Annotated in this window: 11 protein-coding genes and 4 pseudogenes; 4 read left to right on the top strand and 11 right to left on the bottom strand. The window is 55.6% G+C overall.

The window, feature by feature from the left end; genetic code table 11:
• Window positions 1-10 precede the first annotated feature (10 nt).
• From traF to traC, 3 genes and pseudogenes are all read right to left on the bottom strand, one after another.
• Window positions 11-607 carry a conjugative transfer signal peptidase TraF gene (traF, locus tag IPJ12_01025; protein ID MBK7645782.1) on the bottom strand — a complete coding sequence of 199 codons (597 nt, stop codon included), beginning with the start codon at window positions 605-607 and terminating at the stop codon, window positions 11-13.
• Complete coding sequence (locus IPJ12_01020; protein ID MBK7645781.1) at window positions 604-972, bottom strand: hypothetical protein; 369 nt, start codon at window positions 970-972, stop codon at window positions 604-606. Before IPJ12_01020 ends, traF begins: the two co-directional genes overlap by 4 nt.
• Before the next feature lie 86 nt (window positions 973-1,058).
• Window positions 1,059-2,699, bottom strand: a pseudogene (gene traC, locus IPJ12_01015) (type IV secretion system protein TraC).
• 62 nt (window positions 2,700-2,761) lie between these two features.
• Between traC and IPJ12_01010 the strand changes: the two are divergent.
• A pseudogene (locus tag IPJ12_01010) lies at window positions 2,762-3,520 on the top strand (tyrosine-type recombinase/integrase).
• Between the two features lie 276 nt (window positions 3,521-3,796).
• Here IPJ12_01010 and IPJ12_01005 read toward each other — a convergent pair.
• From IPJ12_01005 to IPJ12_00990, 4 genes and pseudogenes are all read right to left on the bottom strand, one after another.
• Complete coding sequence (locus IPJ12_01005) at window positions 3,797-5,797, bottom strand: sensor histidine kinase (protein MBK7645780.1); 2,001 nt, start codon at window positions 5,795-5,797, stop codon at window positions 3,797-3,799.
• A gap of 114 nt (window positions 5,798-5,911) precedes the next feature.
• Window positions 5,912-7,228, bottom strand: a complete 1,317-nt coding sequence (locus IPJ12_01000) for a hypothetical protein (protein ID MBK7645779.1) — start codon at window positions 7,226-7,228, stop codon at window positions 5,912-5,914.
• On the bottom strand, window positions 7,225-8,286 hold the full coding sequence (locus IPJ12_00995; GenBank protein ID MBK7645778.1) for a hypothetical protein: 1,062 nt from the start codon (window positions 8,284-8,286) through the stop codon (window positions 7,225-7,227). Before IPJ12_00995 ends, IPJ12_01000 begins: the two co-directional genes overlap by 4 nt.
• Window positions 8,287-8,635: 349 nt before the next feature.
• Window positions 8,636-9,994: pseudogene (locus IPJ12_00990) on the bottom strand (IS5 family transposase).
• 405 nt (window positions 9,995-10,399) lie between these two features.
• Here IPJ12_00990 and IPJ12_00985 point away from each other — a divergent pair.
• Window positions 10,400-10,942, top strand: a complete 543-nt coding sequence (locus IPJ12_00985; GenBank protein MBK7645777.1) for an endonuclease — start codon at window positions 10,400-10,402, stop codon at window positions 10,940-10,942.
• Window positions 10,943-11,191: 249 nt separating this feature from the next.
• Here IPJ12_00985 and IPJ12_00980 read toward each other — a convergent pair whose 3' ends face one another.
• Together IPJ12_00980 and IPJ12_00975 are read right to left on the bottom strand one after the other, a co-directional pair.
• Entirely contained in the window at window positions 11,192-11,800 is a 609-nt protein-coding gene (locus IPJ12_00980; protein MBK7645776.1) for a hypothetical protein, read from the bottom strand.
• Between the two features lies 1 nt (window position 11,801).
• A complete protein-coding gene (locus IPJ12_00975) occupies window positions 11,802-12,170 on the bottom strand; it encodes a mCpol domain-containing protein (GenBank protein MBK7645775.1) in 369 nt (122 codons plus the stop codon).
• Window positions 12,171-12,466: 296 nt separating this feature from the next.
• On the opposite strand from IPJ12_00975, the gene IPJ12_00970 reads away from it, so the two are divergent.
• Both IPJ12_00970 and IPJ12_00965 read left to right on the top strand, forming a co-directional pair.
• Window positions 12,467-13,105: a hypothetical protein gene (locus tag IPJ12_00970; GenBank protein MBK7645774.1), complete on the top strand. Its 639-nt coding sequence runs from the start codon at window positions 12,467-12,469 to the stop codon at window positions 13,103-13,105.
• On the top strand, window positions 13,095-14,201 hold the full coding sequence (locus tag IPJ12_00965; protein ID MBK7645773.1) for a hypothetical protein: 1,107 nt from the start codon (window positions 13,095-13,097) through the stop codon (window positions 14,199-14,201). Before IPJ12_00970 ends, IPJ12_00965 begins: the two co-directional genes overlap by 11 nt.
• A 500-nt stretch (window positions 14,202-14,701) precedes the next feature.
• Here IPJ12_00965 and IPJ12_00960 read toward each other — a convergent pair whose 3' ends face one another.
• Complete coding sequence (locus IPJ12_00960; protein MBK7645772.1) at window positions 14,702-14,962, bottom strand: hypothetical protein; 261 nt, start codon at window positions 14,960-14,962, stop codon at window positions 14,702-14,704.
• 114 nt (window positions 14,963-15,076) lie between these two features.
• Window positions 15,077-16,493, bottom strand: a pseudogene (locus IPJ12_00955) (IS1182 family transposase).
• Window positions 16,494-17,123: the final 630 nt, after the last annotated feature.

Genomic DNA, 17,123 nt, shown 5'->3' with positions numbered 1-17,123 from the left:
GACCGGCATCTCAGAATAGCGGGACCACGACGCCGATCACCTGCTCCGCCCGAACCAGGCCACTTTCCTGGTAACGCGAGTCGAAGGAATCGGGGCTGGTGCCCTGCACGTAGTAGTAGCGAGGCGGGATGACGGTCGGCGCAATCGGCGCGAGTGGCTGCCGGTCATAGGCCTTTGTCTTGGCCACGCCGACGTCCTGGCCGTTGATGGCCACTTGCCGGCCGGCGACGGTTACGGTATCGCCCGGTAAACCGCGCACGATTTTGAAGAAGGGCTGGCCGTGTAGTCCCGGATAACGGCGCTGCGCCTCGCCGGCAAAGGCGAAGACAATAAAATCGCCGCGCTGCAGTGGGTGCAGGCCGTGCTGCAGCCAGGCAACGCGATAAGGCAGGCTCGGTGTCCAGTTGAAAAGGATGGGCACGCGAGGCGTCGCATCGATGAAGAGGCGGATATAGGCCAAGCTCCAGATGGCGATGATCGGCAGGTAGAGATACCAGCGCTGGCGGGCATGGCACAGGAAGTCGCCGAGGCACCCGAAGATTCGCCGCCCATGAGTGTGTCTCGAGACGGGAATGGCGACTGTCGGTTGATGCGGGGCGTTGTTCATGGCGCGCTCACCTTTCTGCGCAGTGCGGCCGTCAGATCGACGGTATTCGGGGTCGGTCCGGCCACGGCCGCCTTGAGGACGACCAGGCAGCCGCATTCGCGCGGCAGTTCCTCGAGGGCGAGCGGCAGGCGCTGGGCGAAGCTTCGCGCCATGAAGAGGGCTTTTTGCCGGTCATCCTCGGAACTGGCCTTGGTCAGGATCTGAGTAAATTCGGCTTCCTTGGCGCGGTATACGTCAGCCACGTCGACCACGCCGATGAGCAGTGCGGGGCGTAGGACGAGACGGTCGTAGGCGCTCAGGGCGGCGCTAACTACGAGGAGCGTCAGCAAACCCTGGCGCAATAACTGGGCGGTATTCGGCTTCATGCCGTATGCCCCCGATGGTGCAGCAGTTCGCTGATCGCCTCGTCGATGGATAGGCCCTGGGCTCGCAATTCATCGATCGGGGCGTTGTGGGTGAACGGATCCAGGCAGATGTTCACGTCGGGCCGGAACTCGATATAGGTGCCCTTGGCCTTGCGGCACAGTTTCTCGAAGCTGCGACCGAGATCGAGCATCCAGACCTTGGCGCCGATGGCGCGGTAGGACCAGGCCATTTCGTTCATCAATACCGACTTGCCCGAGCCGGGGGCACCGATGATGGCGAAGTTGTAGTTGCCGAGATCGTTGTCGAAGATATCGAGGGTCATCAACTGGCCGCGCCGTCCCCCGAAAACCAGGGCCGGGGTGCGCGTGCCGCGCCACTCGGCAATCAGCGGCGCCATATGAATGGCATTGGCCATGGTCTTGCGCGTGACGCGGCGCATCTTGACCAAGTCCCTATGGAACTTCTCGGTCAGCGTCATCGGCAGGCTGGCGAGCAAGGCCTGCCGATGCATGTAGGCGTCGGCATTGAGCTGGAAGCCGCGGCCACGCCAGATCGCATTGGCGGCTTCGTGGGCGGCAACCGATTTGTTGGGGGCGGTGAATATTGCCAACTGGTGGTAGAGGCTGACCAGGTTGCCGCCGGTATCGATGGCATCGGCCGCCGCCGTCCAGTCTTGCAGCTTTTTGTTGACGTCCGGCATGACGTCGGCCATCTTCGATTTGGCATTCTGCGTCGCCCGTACATGGTTGGCGGTGACCACCGACTTGGTGAGGTTGGGGTCGAGGACCTGGACGCCAAGCGTCAGCAGGAAGGGGGCGCTGTACTGCAAGGCCGGCTGCATCAGGTCGCCGATCAGCGATCCCATCTGCCACAATGCAAAGCGTTCCGGAAAACTCTTGATCGAGTAGAAACGCGCCTCCAGTACATCGGGACTGGCTTCCTTCCACAAGGTCAGGCCGCTCGGATGCGGGTCCTGGATGGTGTCGAAATCGACGATCTGGTCGCGCAGTTCGCGGCCGTCGTCGTAATTGAGGTCCGGCGCATCGGTCTGCGAGATGCGGTCGGGATTGGTGAACAGTGCACACCAGTTGATCAGGTCTGCGGCATCGCAAACGCGATTGGGCAGCGAGGCCGAGCGCAGGCTGGACGACATCGAGTCGCGCAGGGCAAGTAGTTCGTCGCGCTTGTTGAGGTCTTCGGGATCACCCGGAAAAGCGACGCTCAGCATCAGGCGGAAATCCCGGATCGTGTAATGGAAGCCGGCGGTCAGCGACTTCTGTGCGCCCTGCAGCAGGTGCTCGACACGCTGGCGGGCCAGCTTGCGGAACAGATTTCCGTTGCGCGCCGGACGGCCCCACTGTTTGGCCTGCTCGGCCTGGTCCTCATCCTCGACCCGCAGATTGGCGTACTGGCGCAACTGGCTGCGTACTTGCGGCGAGGCGAAGAGATGGAACTGGATACCGGTGCCGGGCGGGCAATTGGCGTAGAGCGAGATCAATACTTCCGCCATTCGCTCGTCGGCCCCCGACTGCGGCATCAGTTCGAGCATGACGCCCATGCTGTCGCGGTTCACGAAAATTTTCTCGGCGGCGAGATAGCCAGAGTAGGGCAGCCAGTTGGCGAACTGTTCGGCCGGTGTGTCCGCCGGCTCGCCGAAGGGAAAGCGCGGCGCATGGGCGTGCTCACGCGGGTGGGCGAAATGGGGATCGCTGGTGGCGGTGTTCATCTTGACCTCACTGCGCAGGGTTGGCGCCGGCCCCGGACAGCGGCGGGCGTTGCAACATCGGTAGCCGCAATGCGCGTCTGGCGGCACTGCGGTCGTTTCTGAAATTCGCCGCCCACCGGGACGTGTCGTCATTGCAGGTCATTGAGCGCGCCCTCGGGGTTCCGGTGAAGCGCTTCGAGCGACCGATGTTCGGTTACCTGACCCGCAATGAGATGCTGGCAGTGATCGGCACGCCAGACGGAACTTGGATCAGCCAACGCGATCATGTGTTGTTCCTGATGCTTTACAACGCAGGGGCTCGCGTCTCGGAGATCACCGCAGTCAAGGTTGGCGATGTCGTACTCGACGCTGGTGCTGCCTGCGTGCATCTGCACGGCAAGGGCCGCAAGCAGCGCAGTGTTCCGCTGTGGCGCTCGACCGTGAAAGCAGTGCGCGCATGGTTGCGCTTGAATCCGCAGTTCGAGGCGACGTCCGCATTGTTGCCCAACCGCAATGGCCAAGCCATGACACGAACCAATGTCGCATTGAGATTGGCGTTGGCAGTGCAGTCAGCAACCGGTGCCTTTCCTGACTTGGCGAAGCGTCGCGTCTCACCACATACCATTCGACATACGACAGCAATGCACCTGTTGCAGGCCAGCGTCGACATCAGCGTGATTGCGCTCTGGCTCGGACACGAGAGTCCGGTAACCACCCATCATTACGTCGAGGCCGACCTGACCATGAAGGAGCGTGCCCTGGCCAAGCTACACGAACCGACGGCCAAGATTCAGCGCTACCGGGCACCCGACTCGCTCATCAACTTCCTGAAGTCGCTCTGATTATGCAAAGGTCGGAATTCCTACCTGGCGCTGCCAACGAGCGATACAGGCGTTCCGACCGGCCGCTTTCCATAATCGGGTCCTTTGCATAATCGGCCTTTGCCGCCGTTCGACTTGTAAGAATTTCGGTCAGGAATGCGACGGTTAGCAGCCGCTCGATAGGACATCGTCCCGAATAGCTGCCTTTCGATTTGGCGAATGCGAACTGCTGGCCTCAGTGCAGATTTAGGTTCAACGGCTCCTAGACGCGGCTCAAATCTACTATCTGGAAAATGTCTATTGGATACCGAGCTTATGGAAAAAGGCGCGGTTTCGAATCTCGGCATCCTTGAGGAGTTTCGACCAGCTGAGAACTTCGATGTACAGATTTATGTTCCCCCGCCATGAGAAGTAGCCGAGCCCATCGGGCATCGGTTTGAAGTCTTTTTCGTCATGCAGCCATTGCTTGACCTTATTGCTCAAATCGCAAACCACATAGCCATAGAACGGCGTGGTGGTGCCGATATTTATTTCCCGTCCCTTCGGGGTGCGATATTTTCCTGCCTTGAGCGCATTGACGTATCGGACCACCTGTTCGATGGGGTCTTCCTTCGAAGACGGGTTGGCGAAATCGTCGCGTCCCGGTCTCTTGAACTCGAAGATGGTTACCGGGTTGCTCGCTTCGTTTTCCGTCCTGAACGCGACGGGGCGATCGAAGGCGATGATATCAGGGCGCTGAGTATTGCCCCCATTCAAGGGAATATCCGATGCGAGATAGGTGGTAAAGGTTAGCCGCTCGTCGAGTATCCACAGATTGTGCGACTCGTAGCCGATTTCCAGGCTGTCAGTCTTCGTCGGGAAAATCACGTCATGGACGGCGCCTTCGGATGGATATGATCCGTCAGATGTCAATTCGAGGCTCCGCTTGAAGATCTCGAGGACTTGCCGACGAAGGGCGACGTAATGGACGAGCTCGTTCTTGCTTGTCTCGGATACCCTGTTGGCGAGCTCTCGAGCTCTTTGCAGGATCTGATTCGGGTCGTCGGAAGCAAGCACCGATGCAACGTCCTGTCTTACCTGAACCTCCTGTTTGAACTGCTCCCTGTGCAGAAGAGCCTCCATATCCGTCTCGGACGCCATCGATGACAGGGCCGAGGCATCTACGCTCTTCATCAACGGTTTGTACCATGGGGCCTGCTCCTCGACGTACTGCTGAAGACGCTCGCGCTTTCGCTCTTGCCGTGTCACGACCTGATCGAGTACGGCCGCCTTCGTGAGATCGGCCGCCTGGGTCTCGATTTGCGTCTGAGATATCCCGAGCAACAGGTCGGTTTCCTTGTGGAAGGAAAACGATCCGCGCTCCAGAAGGACGTTTTCGTCGAGGTAGGGCCCGAACACATATGCCTTGAGGATGTAGTTTCGCCTTCTGCCCTGGTCGCCGCCCGGATCCTCAATGAACTCGTCGGCGAACTCGGGGATGTACCCTGCAAGGGATGTCTCCGTCACCTCACGCTTGTGGGCCACGAGGCTCAACTTACTGACCTTGTTTTGGGGGGAAAGGAACTTGAACACCCGGACCTCGAAGGCCTGCGGGCCAGCTGCCCCTTTGAGCGTATACGCCGCATTGGGGAGGGTCACCTCATGGATGATCGCACCGGGACTGTCGACGTAGTCGTTTAGGACGATGAGTCCAGACCCGTCCAGTTCGGCGAGCTCGATTCTTGGGCAGACGTAGCCTTTCGTCGAAAAATACGGAAGGAGCAACTCCACGAGCCCGCGGGCGAGGCTTGATAGCTTGCGGGGGAGTTTTCCGGTGCGCTCGGATGCCAGGGTGACCGTCGTTCCGGTTCCATCTTGGTTGGGATCGGAGACTCGCTCATTGACGATCAGTTCGTTCTCTTTTCCCATGTCGAACTGCCGGCGCCTTAACCCACTACCGAGGTACGTGCTGTCGATCCGCACATCATCGAAATATCGAAGGCATGTGAATCGGCCGAACCCCTTGCCGCCCTTGAGAATCTTCCGGGCGCTGTACAGGGTATCGAACGATGCCCGGTTTTCTTCGGTAAAGCCGATTCCGTTGTCCTCAACGAGGACATCCAAAATCTTCGAGTCGCCCTCTTGGGCATCCAACTCCTGCTGAGAGGAACGGCGAACGTGAAGTCGGATGAGCCCCGTGGATACCTTCGCCTCCTCTATGGCCTCGATCGCATTGACGATGACTTCGACGATCGGGGTGAAGACCGTCGTCGTCGAGCGGATGTTCTCTACTGCGCGTTGAATATTGATGTTGCTCATCGTCGCCTGCCAAATAAAAAGAAACCTGGATCAATCGGCGAAAGCACGCCTTTGGACATCGGTAGCCCGCACGTCGAAGTTACAGATTATCGGACGGCCACTGTTTAGCGACGACTACTTTTGCATCGAATCCAACAGCACCTTAGCAGCCGCTCCTATGGCTGCTGAGCCGCCCGCCTTTTGACTGGCAAGCAAGAGTTTAGTGACTTGAGGTGACTTATCAGCCTTTGTGGGAAGTTGGAATTCTTTCGCCATCGAGAGCCAATTCGCCTGGGGGCGCTCGTACCAAGAGAGCTTCTGCAGTACAAGCTCATCGCCAGGCAAGCACTCATTGAGGTAGTAATCCCATTGGTTTTTGGTCATTCGACGCAAAAGATCGTTTGCGATTGGAATTGCCAGATTTGATACTCCGTAGCCATTTCCGAGCTTCACCGCCAGAACTGCGGACATGCATATGGGAAATGCAGGCCATGGGATTGTCGTGCCCAGCCGAGATAGCGCTTGGATCGCAGCCGGTTCATTGTAGAAATTGTTCATAGCAGTATGAACAGAAATTACGTTGGATGCAGCAGCCGAAAAGCTCTGCGACCTCAGTGATTCCGGTACAAAATCAAACCCCTGAACGGCTGATAGCGCCTTCTTCAGCGCCAATACGGTTGGGCTGGCACCGGAATTAACTGCTTCTGCGTAAGCTTGCCCCAGCGCGTATTTTTCCGAATCGCGCAGGCTTTTCCACAAAGCCGGAACGATTACTACAATATTGCCAAGTGTGTGTTCAAATTGAGCGCCAGCTTTGGTTTTTGCGCCCGCGATCAGAATACTAAGAGTCGTTTTCTTGAAAAAATATGGGGCGACCTGAAGCGTGACTAACTCAGCATCTGATTCTTTGAATGTGCGATTTTCGAGCTGTGATCTAAATGTCACAAACTCCGCGGGGGCCACGTTCCCTTCTCGACCGAGGACCGCGTTGACACATGTTCTAAGGAACGATAGCGCCTCTTCCCGCGCCATTTCCTCGCTTTCCGCATCGTCAGTATTCAGACTGTCGAAATGAGCGAGCAGTTCGAGATGTTGCGTTAAACGTTTTGAGTCGGTCGAATTTATAACGCCCAATTCACGCGCAAGAGTAATGGCCTCATAGTCCGAAATGCTTACCGTCGGGACTGAGTCTTCGTTAATGTCCGCTCGACCAAGCATTTCTCCAACGAAGGTCATCCCCATAGAAGCAAGGGCGCGCTTAAGTTGGGACAGAGCCTTGTTAAGTACAAAGCCAGCCATCATCTCGAAGGACTCGGATTGGAAGGCGCTGACAATCTGCTTCTGGTCTCGCGTGCTCAGATTCTTGGCCACGCTCGCGATCGCTTGAGCGTTGTCTGCAGCTTTCGGAACCACTGTACCTTGCGGTTCCTTCCAAACGACGATTGCGTTCATATCAGTTCCTCCATCGCTGCGTGGATATATTCTGTTCTGCCGTCTTGTGATCGAAAGAATGCTGCCGCCAAGTCGGTTCCCACCAGCGTCTTCATGGTCTGAAACGCTCGACTTCGAGCCCCCCCAGCTACCGGCTTTCCGCCCGTTTCGCTATGAACAAACGCTCGGTATCCGAGAACGTAGCCAGAATCGTTAAATACTGTTATTCCATCGCTGCTTATAAACCCGCAAACCAACTCGGATGCTGCCTGCAGACGGCTAACGGATGCAGCGGTTTTACCCTCATCTATATGCCTCTTGAATCGCTCATAGAGGTGCAGAGGTGGGTCGAGGACCACGCTGTCCGCGAGTATTTCCGGAACAACCGTATTTTTCGACGGAACAACAGCAATCAGTGTTCCGTGACAGTCTTTAATGGCGGTCGACAAGATGCGATCAATGTAGCCGGCAAATAGTTCACTTTGCGGACCGCTACCGTTAGAAATTGCCCCCGATAGCAATTTTATATGCTCATGAATCTTGATCTCGGCTACGTCGGTATCGTCATTAAAGCGAAATTCAATACCATCGCCCCTATTTGTTCTCACCTCGACTTTATTGGTCGCACTTTGCGAAATACGAATTACTGGGAAGGATTCGGTGTATTCGTCCAATATGACTTCATCAATCGTCAAAGACGATGGGTCGCTGGTTCCGCAAAATACGCCATACTTACAAGTCTCTCCGTTGGCTGATCTTTCAATATAAATCCGCCAGTTACCAGAGCAAAGCGGCGCAGCAGCTTTGAGGACCTTGGGGCCTGCTGACTCAAGCGGTACGTCTGCCGATAGCGGGATATGTTCGCCGACGCCAGCGAGTTGGACAAGTTGAGTGATGGAATTACAGATAAATACTGATGGCGTCATGGCTACGCCTTCTTCTGTATAAACAGCAAGCTGGGAAACAATCCCTGCGATCAACTGTGATGTTCTGGCGCAATGCAAGCCCACCTTCTGTATAAGATCGAGACTGTTTGATACCAAATCCGATCTGAATGAAACGCTCTTTTCTGTCGCCATTTATTATCGTTCTCTCTGCGCAACGCACATATACAAAGGCTTATCACCCATCGAATGCGATTGTAACGTACTGCGCCAACGAGGATGCGCTGTGCCGCGCGATGATTCCTGCGAAACGTAAGTCCACAACGAGAGAAAGCCTTGTTAGTTACGAGCCCAACCTGATGGGATACTTAACCTATTCGGTATGGGTAAAAATGACCTCTCTTCAATGCCTAATCAGTCGGCGCTGCAAAATTCATCCGAGCGCCCCGGCCGACCGGAAATTCTGATTGATCGAATTTGAGCGGGGATGATCGCTGTCGAGATGCGCAATCAGTGCCAGTAAAACCGGGCGCAAAAAAGCGGCCTTCAAGCCCAGACGGACCATGGCCCGTAGCAACCAGCGCAGGTTGTTGTAACCCGTAGCGCACAGCACGGCATGCAGCGCATCGCCCAGTTGCCCCTTAAGCCAGCAACGATCCATCCGGTGATCCGACTTGAGGTGACCAATCGCCGGCTCCACCGCCTGTCGTCGCTTGAGCCACCGGCGCTGTTGCCTGGTCAGCGACTTGTACTTGCCGCGATGAATGATCTCCACCCGAGGATTGTCACGATCCACGCCGCGAAAGCCCAGATCAACCACGACTTCCTTTGGCTCGCGCCCGACATCTTCGAGCAGGATGCGCGTCTGCTCGAGTTGCGCCGAGAGAATGTGACCGTCGTAAGGGTTGCCGGGAAAGGTCCTCGCCCCAACCATCAGCCCGCTCTTGTGGGTCACGGCGATGCTGGCCTTGACGCCGAACTCGTAGGGCTTTCGCGCCTTGCCTTTGCCGATGCATTCGACTTCCGGTGCATGCAGGGCATAAAGCTTGTTCTTGTCCTTCGGTTGTTGCCGGCGGATGCGCTCGGCGCGTTCGAGCAGCGTGTTCAGATGAGCGATGGCACCCGGGGATTCACTGGTCGCCATCGTCAGTTTGCGTTTGATTTCACGCAGCACGACGCCGAGGAGGGTGCGCTGGCGTTTGACCGTACGCCGCAGGCGCTTGAACTGTTTGGCGTGGGCATAGCCACCGGCCTTGCGGCGGAGTTCCTTGCCCTCCCGGACGAAGGTCTGTTTCAAGCTGATGCCAACACGCTTCGCAGCTTGCACGACCTTGGCACGGGCGATTTCCAGCAAGCGGCTATCAACCGGATGGGCGATAGCTTTCTCCTGGACGGTCGTATCGACGATGACGCGCTCGAACTCCGCCGGACGTACGGCCTTGGTCTGTACGGCTGTGTCGATGGTCGCCTTGAGCAATTCTTCAACCCCGGCTTCGCCGATGGCGGTGCGGAAGCGGCCAATCTGGGTGGCATCGCAGGGAAAATTCGGCGTGTAGTACGCCCGGCCACTGAAGTATTGCCAGACCACGTTCTCCGACCAGCGGGCAGCAAGTTCATCGTCACTCAGGTTGAAGGCGTGCTTGAGGTAGAGCAGTGCCGCCATCAGACGGATCGGCAGGCGCGGGCGCCCTGCCGCACTGACGCCAGCACCCGCAATCTCCAATGTCGTCCCAAATAGGTCATTGCCGGCTATCACTTGGCCCAACCGATCCTTGCGGGCAAAGGCCGGCGCCAAAGCGGCTTCGATCTGCGCCCACGGCAACCGACCGGCCAGCGCCGCCAAGGGGTGCCGCAGATCAATCATCTGATCGAGTCGGGCGCGGAAAAAATCGTCGGTGGCCATCAGAACTTCCCTCAATTTCTCTCAGGTTTCTATGACCATTATTTTAATTTCTCGGGGATTTCATGGGGTGAATTTCCAGCGAAAATCTCCTGTTTGTGGGCGTTTCAGGCTTTTTGCAGCGCCGACTAATCAATCAGACTATGAGCCGTCTACTTGAGCGGGGCACCTATCGCTTGACGTGCCAGGTGGTTCTAGGCAAGGACCGGTAATTTGTTCAATTCGGCCGTTGGTGACGCAGATTCCCAATGACCCCAATGGCCGAACAACGACCTGATGCCTAATGCAACAGTCTGGAAGTCGCCAAAGCCGCCTTAGGTCATTAGCAATGATTTGGTCATCAATCCGTCGGATTGCGTCCCAGTGTTATGCTGTGGGTATTCTTGGCAAGAATCGATGACTGCTTCCATGACCAATCACCTCGACCGCCTACTGTTTGCCCAAGGGGGCCAATGCTTCTTCTGCCGTAAACCCTTGCCGAAAGCCGAAGTCTCCGTTGAACATCTGGTGGCCAGCGCTAACGGTGGCACGAACGACGATGGAAACTGCGTGGCGTGCTGCAAAGCACTCAACCACCTGCTGGGCTCCAAGTCCATTAAAGAAAAGATGCAGATTGTCCTCAACCAACGGGGCAACTTTCAATGTCCAGGTAATCTCGGCCAACAACCGATTACAGCACCAAGCCCCAGTCACGTCACCTCAGCACCAAAGCCTGTTCAGGCAACCACCAATGGCGGATCCTCATCTATCGACTTGGTTTTGTCAGACTTAAAGAAACGGGGTGCATCCCGGCCACGAAAAGTCTCGACGTTGACTAGCACGATCAAAGCACTGCTCAAGCAGCATCAGAAACCGAATACCGATGCTGAGGTAGAAAGCTTGGTTACCGAGCTTCACAAACGGGGCCGGCTGATCGTTAGCGATACCAAAGTCACTTACAAGCTAGGGTAACTGCTGTTTGGACTAATTCCGGCCGGATAGCAAGGTGCTAGTTGTCGGCCTGAGCTGCCGTACAGCCGTTGCCATATGAGTGGCGAGTATTGTGCTGCGGATTCAACCGGTGGAGGCGACTGTTATCTTCGGCTTCATGCCCTAATGTCGGATAAACTCTGAATTTATACCCATTATCAATATGTCGTGTGGCATTCTCGTCGCCAACTTCTCCGGTGACTATTATCCGGGCCTTGTCACCAGAAACAGTTAATAATAAGAAACGTCAGTTGTGACTTCCTTGCTGAACTGCTGCAACCGAATTCTGCCGGTGGTCTTTCGGTCCGTATAATAACTTCCCGATAACTCTAGTCTAACGTTTCCTTTGATTTCCACGCGTCGTATATCAAAGAGAGTTGAGCCTGTGTAGATATACCAATCAGGGTTTCTCGGAGTGACACGATGGACATAATATAATCTCGCCTGCCCACCTTCTGTGACTGGGGTCGACTCTAGAGTGATAGATTTTGATGTCGGGGTGTGCAAATCAATTTGTGTATAGCTCAGTGTTTGCCTAATGATTGCGCGCGTTACCAGTTTGGTTTCACCGAAGGTTATCTCACCCTCCCACGCACCATTTATATCTGGAAACAAGGAACCGTCAAATAAACTCAGTAAGGACCATATTTTACGAGATATAAAACTTGAGCTTACTGCAGTTATCAAAACCGCACTCACGGCGGAAGCAATTGTAAAAAGCTTGATTAGTGATGTCCCAGCCCAAAACCAGTCGATCATTGCATAGAGCGCGATACTGAAGGCAACCGTTATGCCGACCAATATCTTGATTAAAACAGAAATATTTATAATTCTGAACATATCAACCAATTAGGTCTTTGTAGTTGTGAAGTTGTGCCTTACCTGCGCTTTTGGCCGACATCAATGCGATGTACGATTCCCGCAAGGTACATCCCACTCCTACCGAGAAGGTAGCGCACCCCTCTCCTAGTGCAGATATCTCCTTAAAGATATTCGACTCTGGAACTTTTAGATATTGTGCAAATCCGGCTACACCATCCGCACCGCAGAATATTACGGTAAACCCAATACTTTTAAGGTAAGTGGAAATTAACTGCGTTGTCTTCCCCATTAAATCATTAAGATTTGCCAGCGATTTTTCATCATTATTTAGATAAAATCTGGTAATCCGCTGGCCTACATCGTCGCCATCAATAGTAAGATATATCATCTCAAACAAACCATCTCGCTGTTAGTGATTGCGTTGCAACAGGCAGGCGTATTAGGAAGGTGAGTGAATCAGAGAAAGGCGTATTCCCGTGAGGATGTCGCCGCTCAGTATTTGCCGTCATTCGAGTGTCCAGAGTTATGGGGAAGACTAGCCGGCGACTTACGGCCGCAGGGATGCATACCAAGTAACTGCTTTCTGGCATCATGTCAAATGAGTGCTTTCGAACAGAAATGGACGCTCATGAAGTTTAAACGAGTGCTGGCTCAAAAGACGAAACCTTCTCGACAGGGGAAACTTTGGCTTCTAATCACGAATATGCAGTCATAGGTCATAGCCGTGCAACGGTGGGGCGCTTCCTCGGCGTCGGCGCCGGACTGGCGAGCTCAGGTCTCGCCCTCCTAATCGCCAGTGCGATCACCTACGCAGAGCATTGGGGCTTCCTCCACGCGCGCGCCTATTGGACTCTGCCTCTCACTGCTACGATTTTCTACACGCTTGGACACCTCGCGTTCGACAAATGGGCGTGGCGAACCTGGCTGGTGCATTTCGTCCTCGATATCCCTGATCTGCGCGGCAAGTGGGATTGCATCGGCGAGACTATCGATTCCGCCACTGGCGGGGTCAAATATAACTGGACCGCAGAGGTAACCATTTCTCAGGGGTGGGAGAAAATTAGAATCTACTCCGAGACAAAGCACTCCCGCTCGCGCAGCGTCGCTGCCTCTATCCTGGTCGAGGAAGACGTGGGCTATATCTTAATGTATAGCTACCGCAACGAACCCCGGCCCGGGGAGCCCGAACTCAAAGCGCATTTCGGTTATGCCGAATGGCATATTTCCCGAGACGGATCCACAGCCGAAGCAACCTATTTCAACGGTGGAGGCCGCTACACCGGCGGCTGCATGAAACTAACAAGGAAGACACGTGGCAACTGATTTTTCCAGCCGTCTCAGCAGGGTTAATGCGCGCCGCAACGGTACGGGCGTCGCTGTACTCAACAAGAGTTTCTCGTTCAGCGAAGACAGCTTACTTCTGGACTCAGTAACCCAGGGCTACCAGAACAAGACCAAGTCGAAGAGCTTCCAATATGCGCTGGTATCCATGCAGGAAGTGGATGCGAAGTACACCGCCATCAGTTATAGGGAGGCTGAACGGGTCGCAAAACAGCTCGACTCAGGGCTCTTGAGAAATGGAAAAGTCGTAACGGTCGAATTGCAAGGCTCGTTACCGTTGAACGTGCATCTGCGACGAGTGAGCGATGTGGACATGCTCGTTTGGCCATTAAATTTCTTTGTGTATGACATTTATGGTGTGGCCTCGTCCAGTTATACGGCCAGCGCGAGCAATGCTGTTTCCGAAATTAGCACCTTGCGTTCTGAATCCTGTACTGTCCTTCGTTCCGCCTTCCCTGCTGCCAGGGTGGATGATTCTGGGGCGAAATGCATCAGGATGTCCGAAGGCTCGCTGCTCCGTGAGATTGATGTGGTTCCGTCCGTGTTGTATAGGACCGAGGCCTATCAGCGCTCTAGTAATGACGACGACAGGGGGGTGCAGATCTACGACAAGAAGAAATACGCGCTAGTCACTAACTTCCCCTTCAAGGTGCGAGCGTTGATCAATGCGAAAGAGGCCCGCACGGGAGGTGGTTGTAAGAAGGCAATTCGCCTGCTCAAGAACATGAAGGAGGATGCCGATTCGACCATCGCGCTGTCCAGTTTCGACATCATGTCATTAGTCTATGCGATGCAGGATTTCGACCTGGTTCATCAGTCCTACTACGAGGGGAGAATCGTCGCATCATTGCAGAACTGGTTCTTTACCTTGGCGCACAACGAAAGTCAGTTGCGAACGCTTGATGCCGTGGATGGAAGCCGAAAGATCGTGCAGTCGGCAGCCGATGTCGTGGCGGTAACGCAGATGTCTGAGGAACTGAACATGCTGGTCCTGCGTATCGCACAAGAGTTGCAGCCCGACGTCCCGACCAGTTATCCAGCATGGCGGGCCAAGGTTGAAAGCGAACTCTTGATCTAGGCCACACTGCCAGGTTAGACGCGTCCGCAACGGCTCAAGGTTGTGTAAGTTCGTCAGTTCGGGAAGTTGTCGTTGAGCGCAGATTTCCACCCGGCGGCAGGTAACCAATACATTGCAGCCTAACGCACTGCAATTGACGAACGTCCGGTTAGGTTAAGGGTTGTCCGATGCCGGCCCCTACGCGCCGGCGGTTCCGGATGTGACGGAGCCAATGGGCCGGCGTTGGAGAAGCCCCCAGGGAGGAAACCGCGGGGTGAACCGAGGTGGTTATCGGAGGCGATCCCGCTATGGGGATTTAAGCGTCTGCAGCCTGGCTTGAAGCGATATTCTGGTAGCCCCAAGGCAAGGTTCGGCACTCGGCATGCGGGCTTTCGTGCCGACAGGCCGTTCTATCCGGTGAGACGCCCGGTAAAAACCGAAGCTCTCGCCCCGAAAGGCAAAGCAAGGCCGCATCGGTGCTCGCCAATGAACTGCCATCGAGAAGATTGGGTGGTTGTCGTTCATGAAACTCCCTGCGGCAACGGTGGTGCGCGGATCTGTTGCCCACGCCCAAAGGTTTCGATGACGATCATGGCCGCCCCGCAGTCCGGACACACGAAGGTGGGCTGAGCCAGTATTGCGGAGTCCGAGCTATCCGCTGTTTCCGGCTGGGGTGTTGGCACTACCTGCAACAACGCGCGCACCTTCGCCAGATTCTCTCGGCGCCCACCATTGGCCAGCAGGCCAAAGTGGCGGATGCGATGAAAGCCACCGGGCAGCACATGCAGCAGGAACGCTCGGAAATTTTGGCTGCTACAGGTTGGGTGCAGAAATTCTGCCCGCCAATTTCGGGTTTGCCGGTTGGCATTCCGAATAAGAAGGGAAAAAAGGCCCGGTTAGGCCTTCATGGCTGCGTTTAGGTCTGCAATGCCGATGATCTTCATAACTCGTTTCAGATTGTAGGCAAGGACATGCAGGCTCATTTCGGTACTGACCCGTTCCAGGGTCCGCGTCAGGAAATGTGTGGCCCCCATCCAATCCTTCAGCGTGCCGAATGGATGCTCAACAGTCTGTCGTCGCGTCCGCATGGCTTCGGGTGTCTTATCGAGGCGTTTCTGCATCGCTTCTAGGCTGGATTCAAATTCCCCGCGAGCAACGCGCCGATAGGTGCTCGGCGTACATTTCTCCTTCATCGCGCAGCGTGGGCAATCGGAGCTCCAGTATTTATGGATCAGCGCGCCACGTTCAACGGTTGAGAAACGCCAGATCAGTCGGCTGCAAGCCGGACACTGATACTCACCGGTCTCTGGCTCGAAGACGAAAGCCTCCTTGTCGAATCGGCCATTTGCTTTGGCTAAGGAAGTAATGGGCTTCGAAACAAACGGGGTGATACCCACTTCCTCGCAGGCGTGAATTTCCTCGCCGTGGTAATAGCCACGGGAGATCGGGCGTGGCCATCGCAACCTTGGCTTGCCTGACCATCTTCGCCAGCTGGCGCCGGTCGCTACCGATATTGATGACCTCGTGGGCAACGATGAGATGGTGTTGGGTATCGACGGCCGTTTGAACGTTGTAGCCCACCAGTCTCCGACTGGTACTGGTTGCCATGGCGCGGGCATCCGGATCGGTGAGCTAGATTTGCCCAGTAGGCGACTGATTCAATTGAGCCTGAATTTCCTTGAGTTGCTCCATCCTGGCCTTCAGCGTTGCCATCTTCTCCTTGAGCCGAGTAGTTCTAGCTTCGGCAATCTCGGCTGGCTGGCGATCTGCGGTATCCATTGCCGTCAAATAGCGCTCGATGCACCGGTCGATTTCCTGCATCCGCTTTTCGAGTTTGCCCCGCGTGAAGTTGCGATCGTGGGCATTGACCGCTTTGAACTTGCTACCATCAATGGCCACGACAGCTTGGGCAAAGAGATTCAGTTGGCGGCACAGCACGACAAACTGACGACAGGCGTTGCGGATGCCTTCGCCGTTGTCCCGCCTGAAGTCTGCAATGGTCTTGAAATCCGGAGATAGCCGCCCGAGCAGCCACATCAATTCGACATTCCGTTGCGCCTCCCGCTCTAGCCGGCGGCTTGATTGAATGCGATTGAGATAGCCGTAGACATAGAGCTTCAGCAACGTCAATGGGTGATATGAAGGCCGTCCCGTAGCGGCAGGCTCGACAGAGAAACCCAGGCCGCCAAGATCGAGTTGGTCGACAAACAGATCAACAACACGAACCGGATTCTCCGCATCGATGTACTCGTCGAGTGATTCCGGCAGGAGCGTAATCTGCTGCCGATTGTCACCCTCAATGAAGCGCTTCATGCCAGCCTCCAGACATCCATCCTCATAGAGGATTTAACGCATCAACCACCCGTTTGGAGTACACAGTCCGGGTGTTTTCACACAGCCTCCGGCCTTTGCTGCCGTTGTGACGTCCCCCAAGCTACGTCAGCAATCAGGCCTTGGATTCAACCGGTCGATGCAACACATTAAAAGCTGCGTAAGCAGAAGGAGTGTAGCAGATGAAGCAGAGACCGAGAATTTATTACACGGATAGCCAGAAAGCCTTGATGTGGAGCGTTGCAAGGGGAGTCACTCAGCAGATCGCCCAGTGTTTGATCGAAACCACTCTCGATACAACGCATCCTGGCAGAGACCGGCGGATAACGCCGGTGCCACGATGCCGATCGAACTTGGTGCTGACCTTGGCCGAACGCGAAGAAATATCGCGGGCGTGGCATCCGGTCACCGATCGTTCGATAGCCACGCGTCTTGAAAGAGCGCCATCCCGATTAGCCGTGAGATCCATCGCAACGGCGGGCCAAGAAGCTTCGGCGCCAAGGCCGACCAGGCAGCGGGATCGGCACGTCGCCCCAAAACCTGACTGGCGGAGAACCCCGCTTTGGCACGCATCGGGCCACGAAGCTTCAATGCCTGTGGTCACCGGAGCAG

The organism is Betaproteobacteria bacterium, from assembly GCA_016709965.1.
GTDB classification, from domain to species: Bacteria; Pseudomonadota; Gammaproteobacteria; order Burkholderiales; family Rhodocyclaceae; genus Azonexus; species Azonexus amarohabitans.
The sequence above is the reverse complement of the archived record's forward strand: the minus strand, read 5'-3'. Positions and strand labels throughout refer to the sequence as shown.

Bases quoted from the DNA above. Each gene is read 5' to 3' on its own strand.
- traF (MBK7645782.1), bottom strand. From the start codon at position 607: ATGAACAACGCCCCGCATCAACCGACAGTCGCCATTCCCGTCTCGAGA.
- IPJ12_01020 (MBK7645781.1), bottom strand. From the start codon at position 972: ATGAAGCCGAATACCGCCCAGTTATTGCGCCAGGGTTTGCTGACGCTC.
- IPJ12_01005 (MBK7645780.1), bottom strand. From the start codon at position 5,797: ATGAGCAACATCAATATTCAACGCGCAGTAGAGAACATCCGCTCGACG.
- IPJ12_01000 (MBK7645779.1), bottom strand. From the start codon at position 7,228: ATGAACGCAATCGTCGTTTGGAAGGAACCGCAAGGTACAGTGGTTCCG.
- IPJ12_00995 (MBK7645778.1), bottom strand. From the start codon at position 8,286: ATGGCGACAGAAAAGAGCGTTTCATTCAGATCGGATTTGGTATCAAAC.
- IPJ12_00985 (MBK7645777.1), top strand. From the start codon at position 10,400: ATGACCAATCACCTCGACCGCCTACTGTTTGCCCAAGGGGGCCAATGC.
- IPJ12_00980 (MBK7645776.1), bottom strand. From the start codon at position 11,800: ATGTTCAGAATTATAAATATTTCTGTTTTAATCAAGATATTGGTCGGC.
- IPJ12_00975 (MBK7645775.1), bottom strand. From the start codon at position 12,170: ATGATATATCTTACTATTGATGGCGACGATGTAGGCCAGCGGATTACC.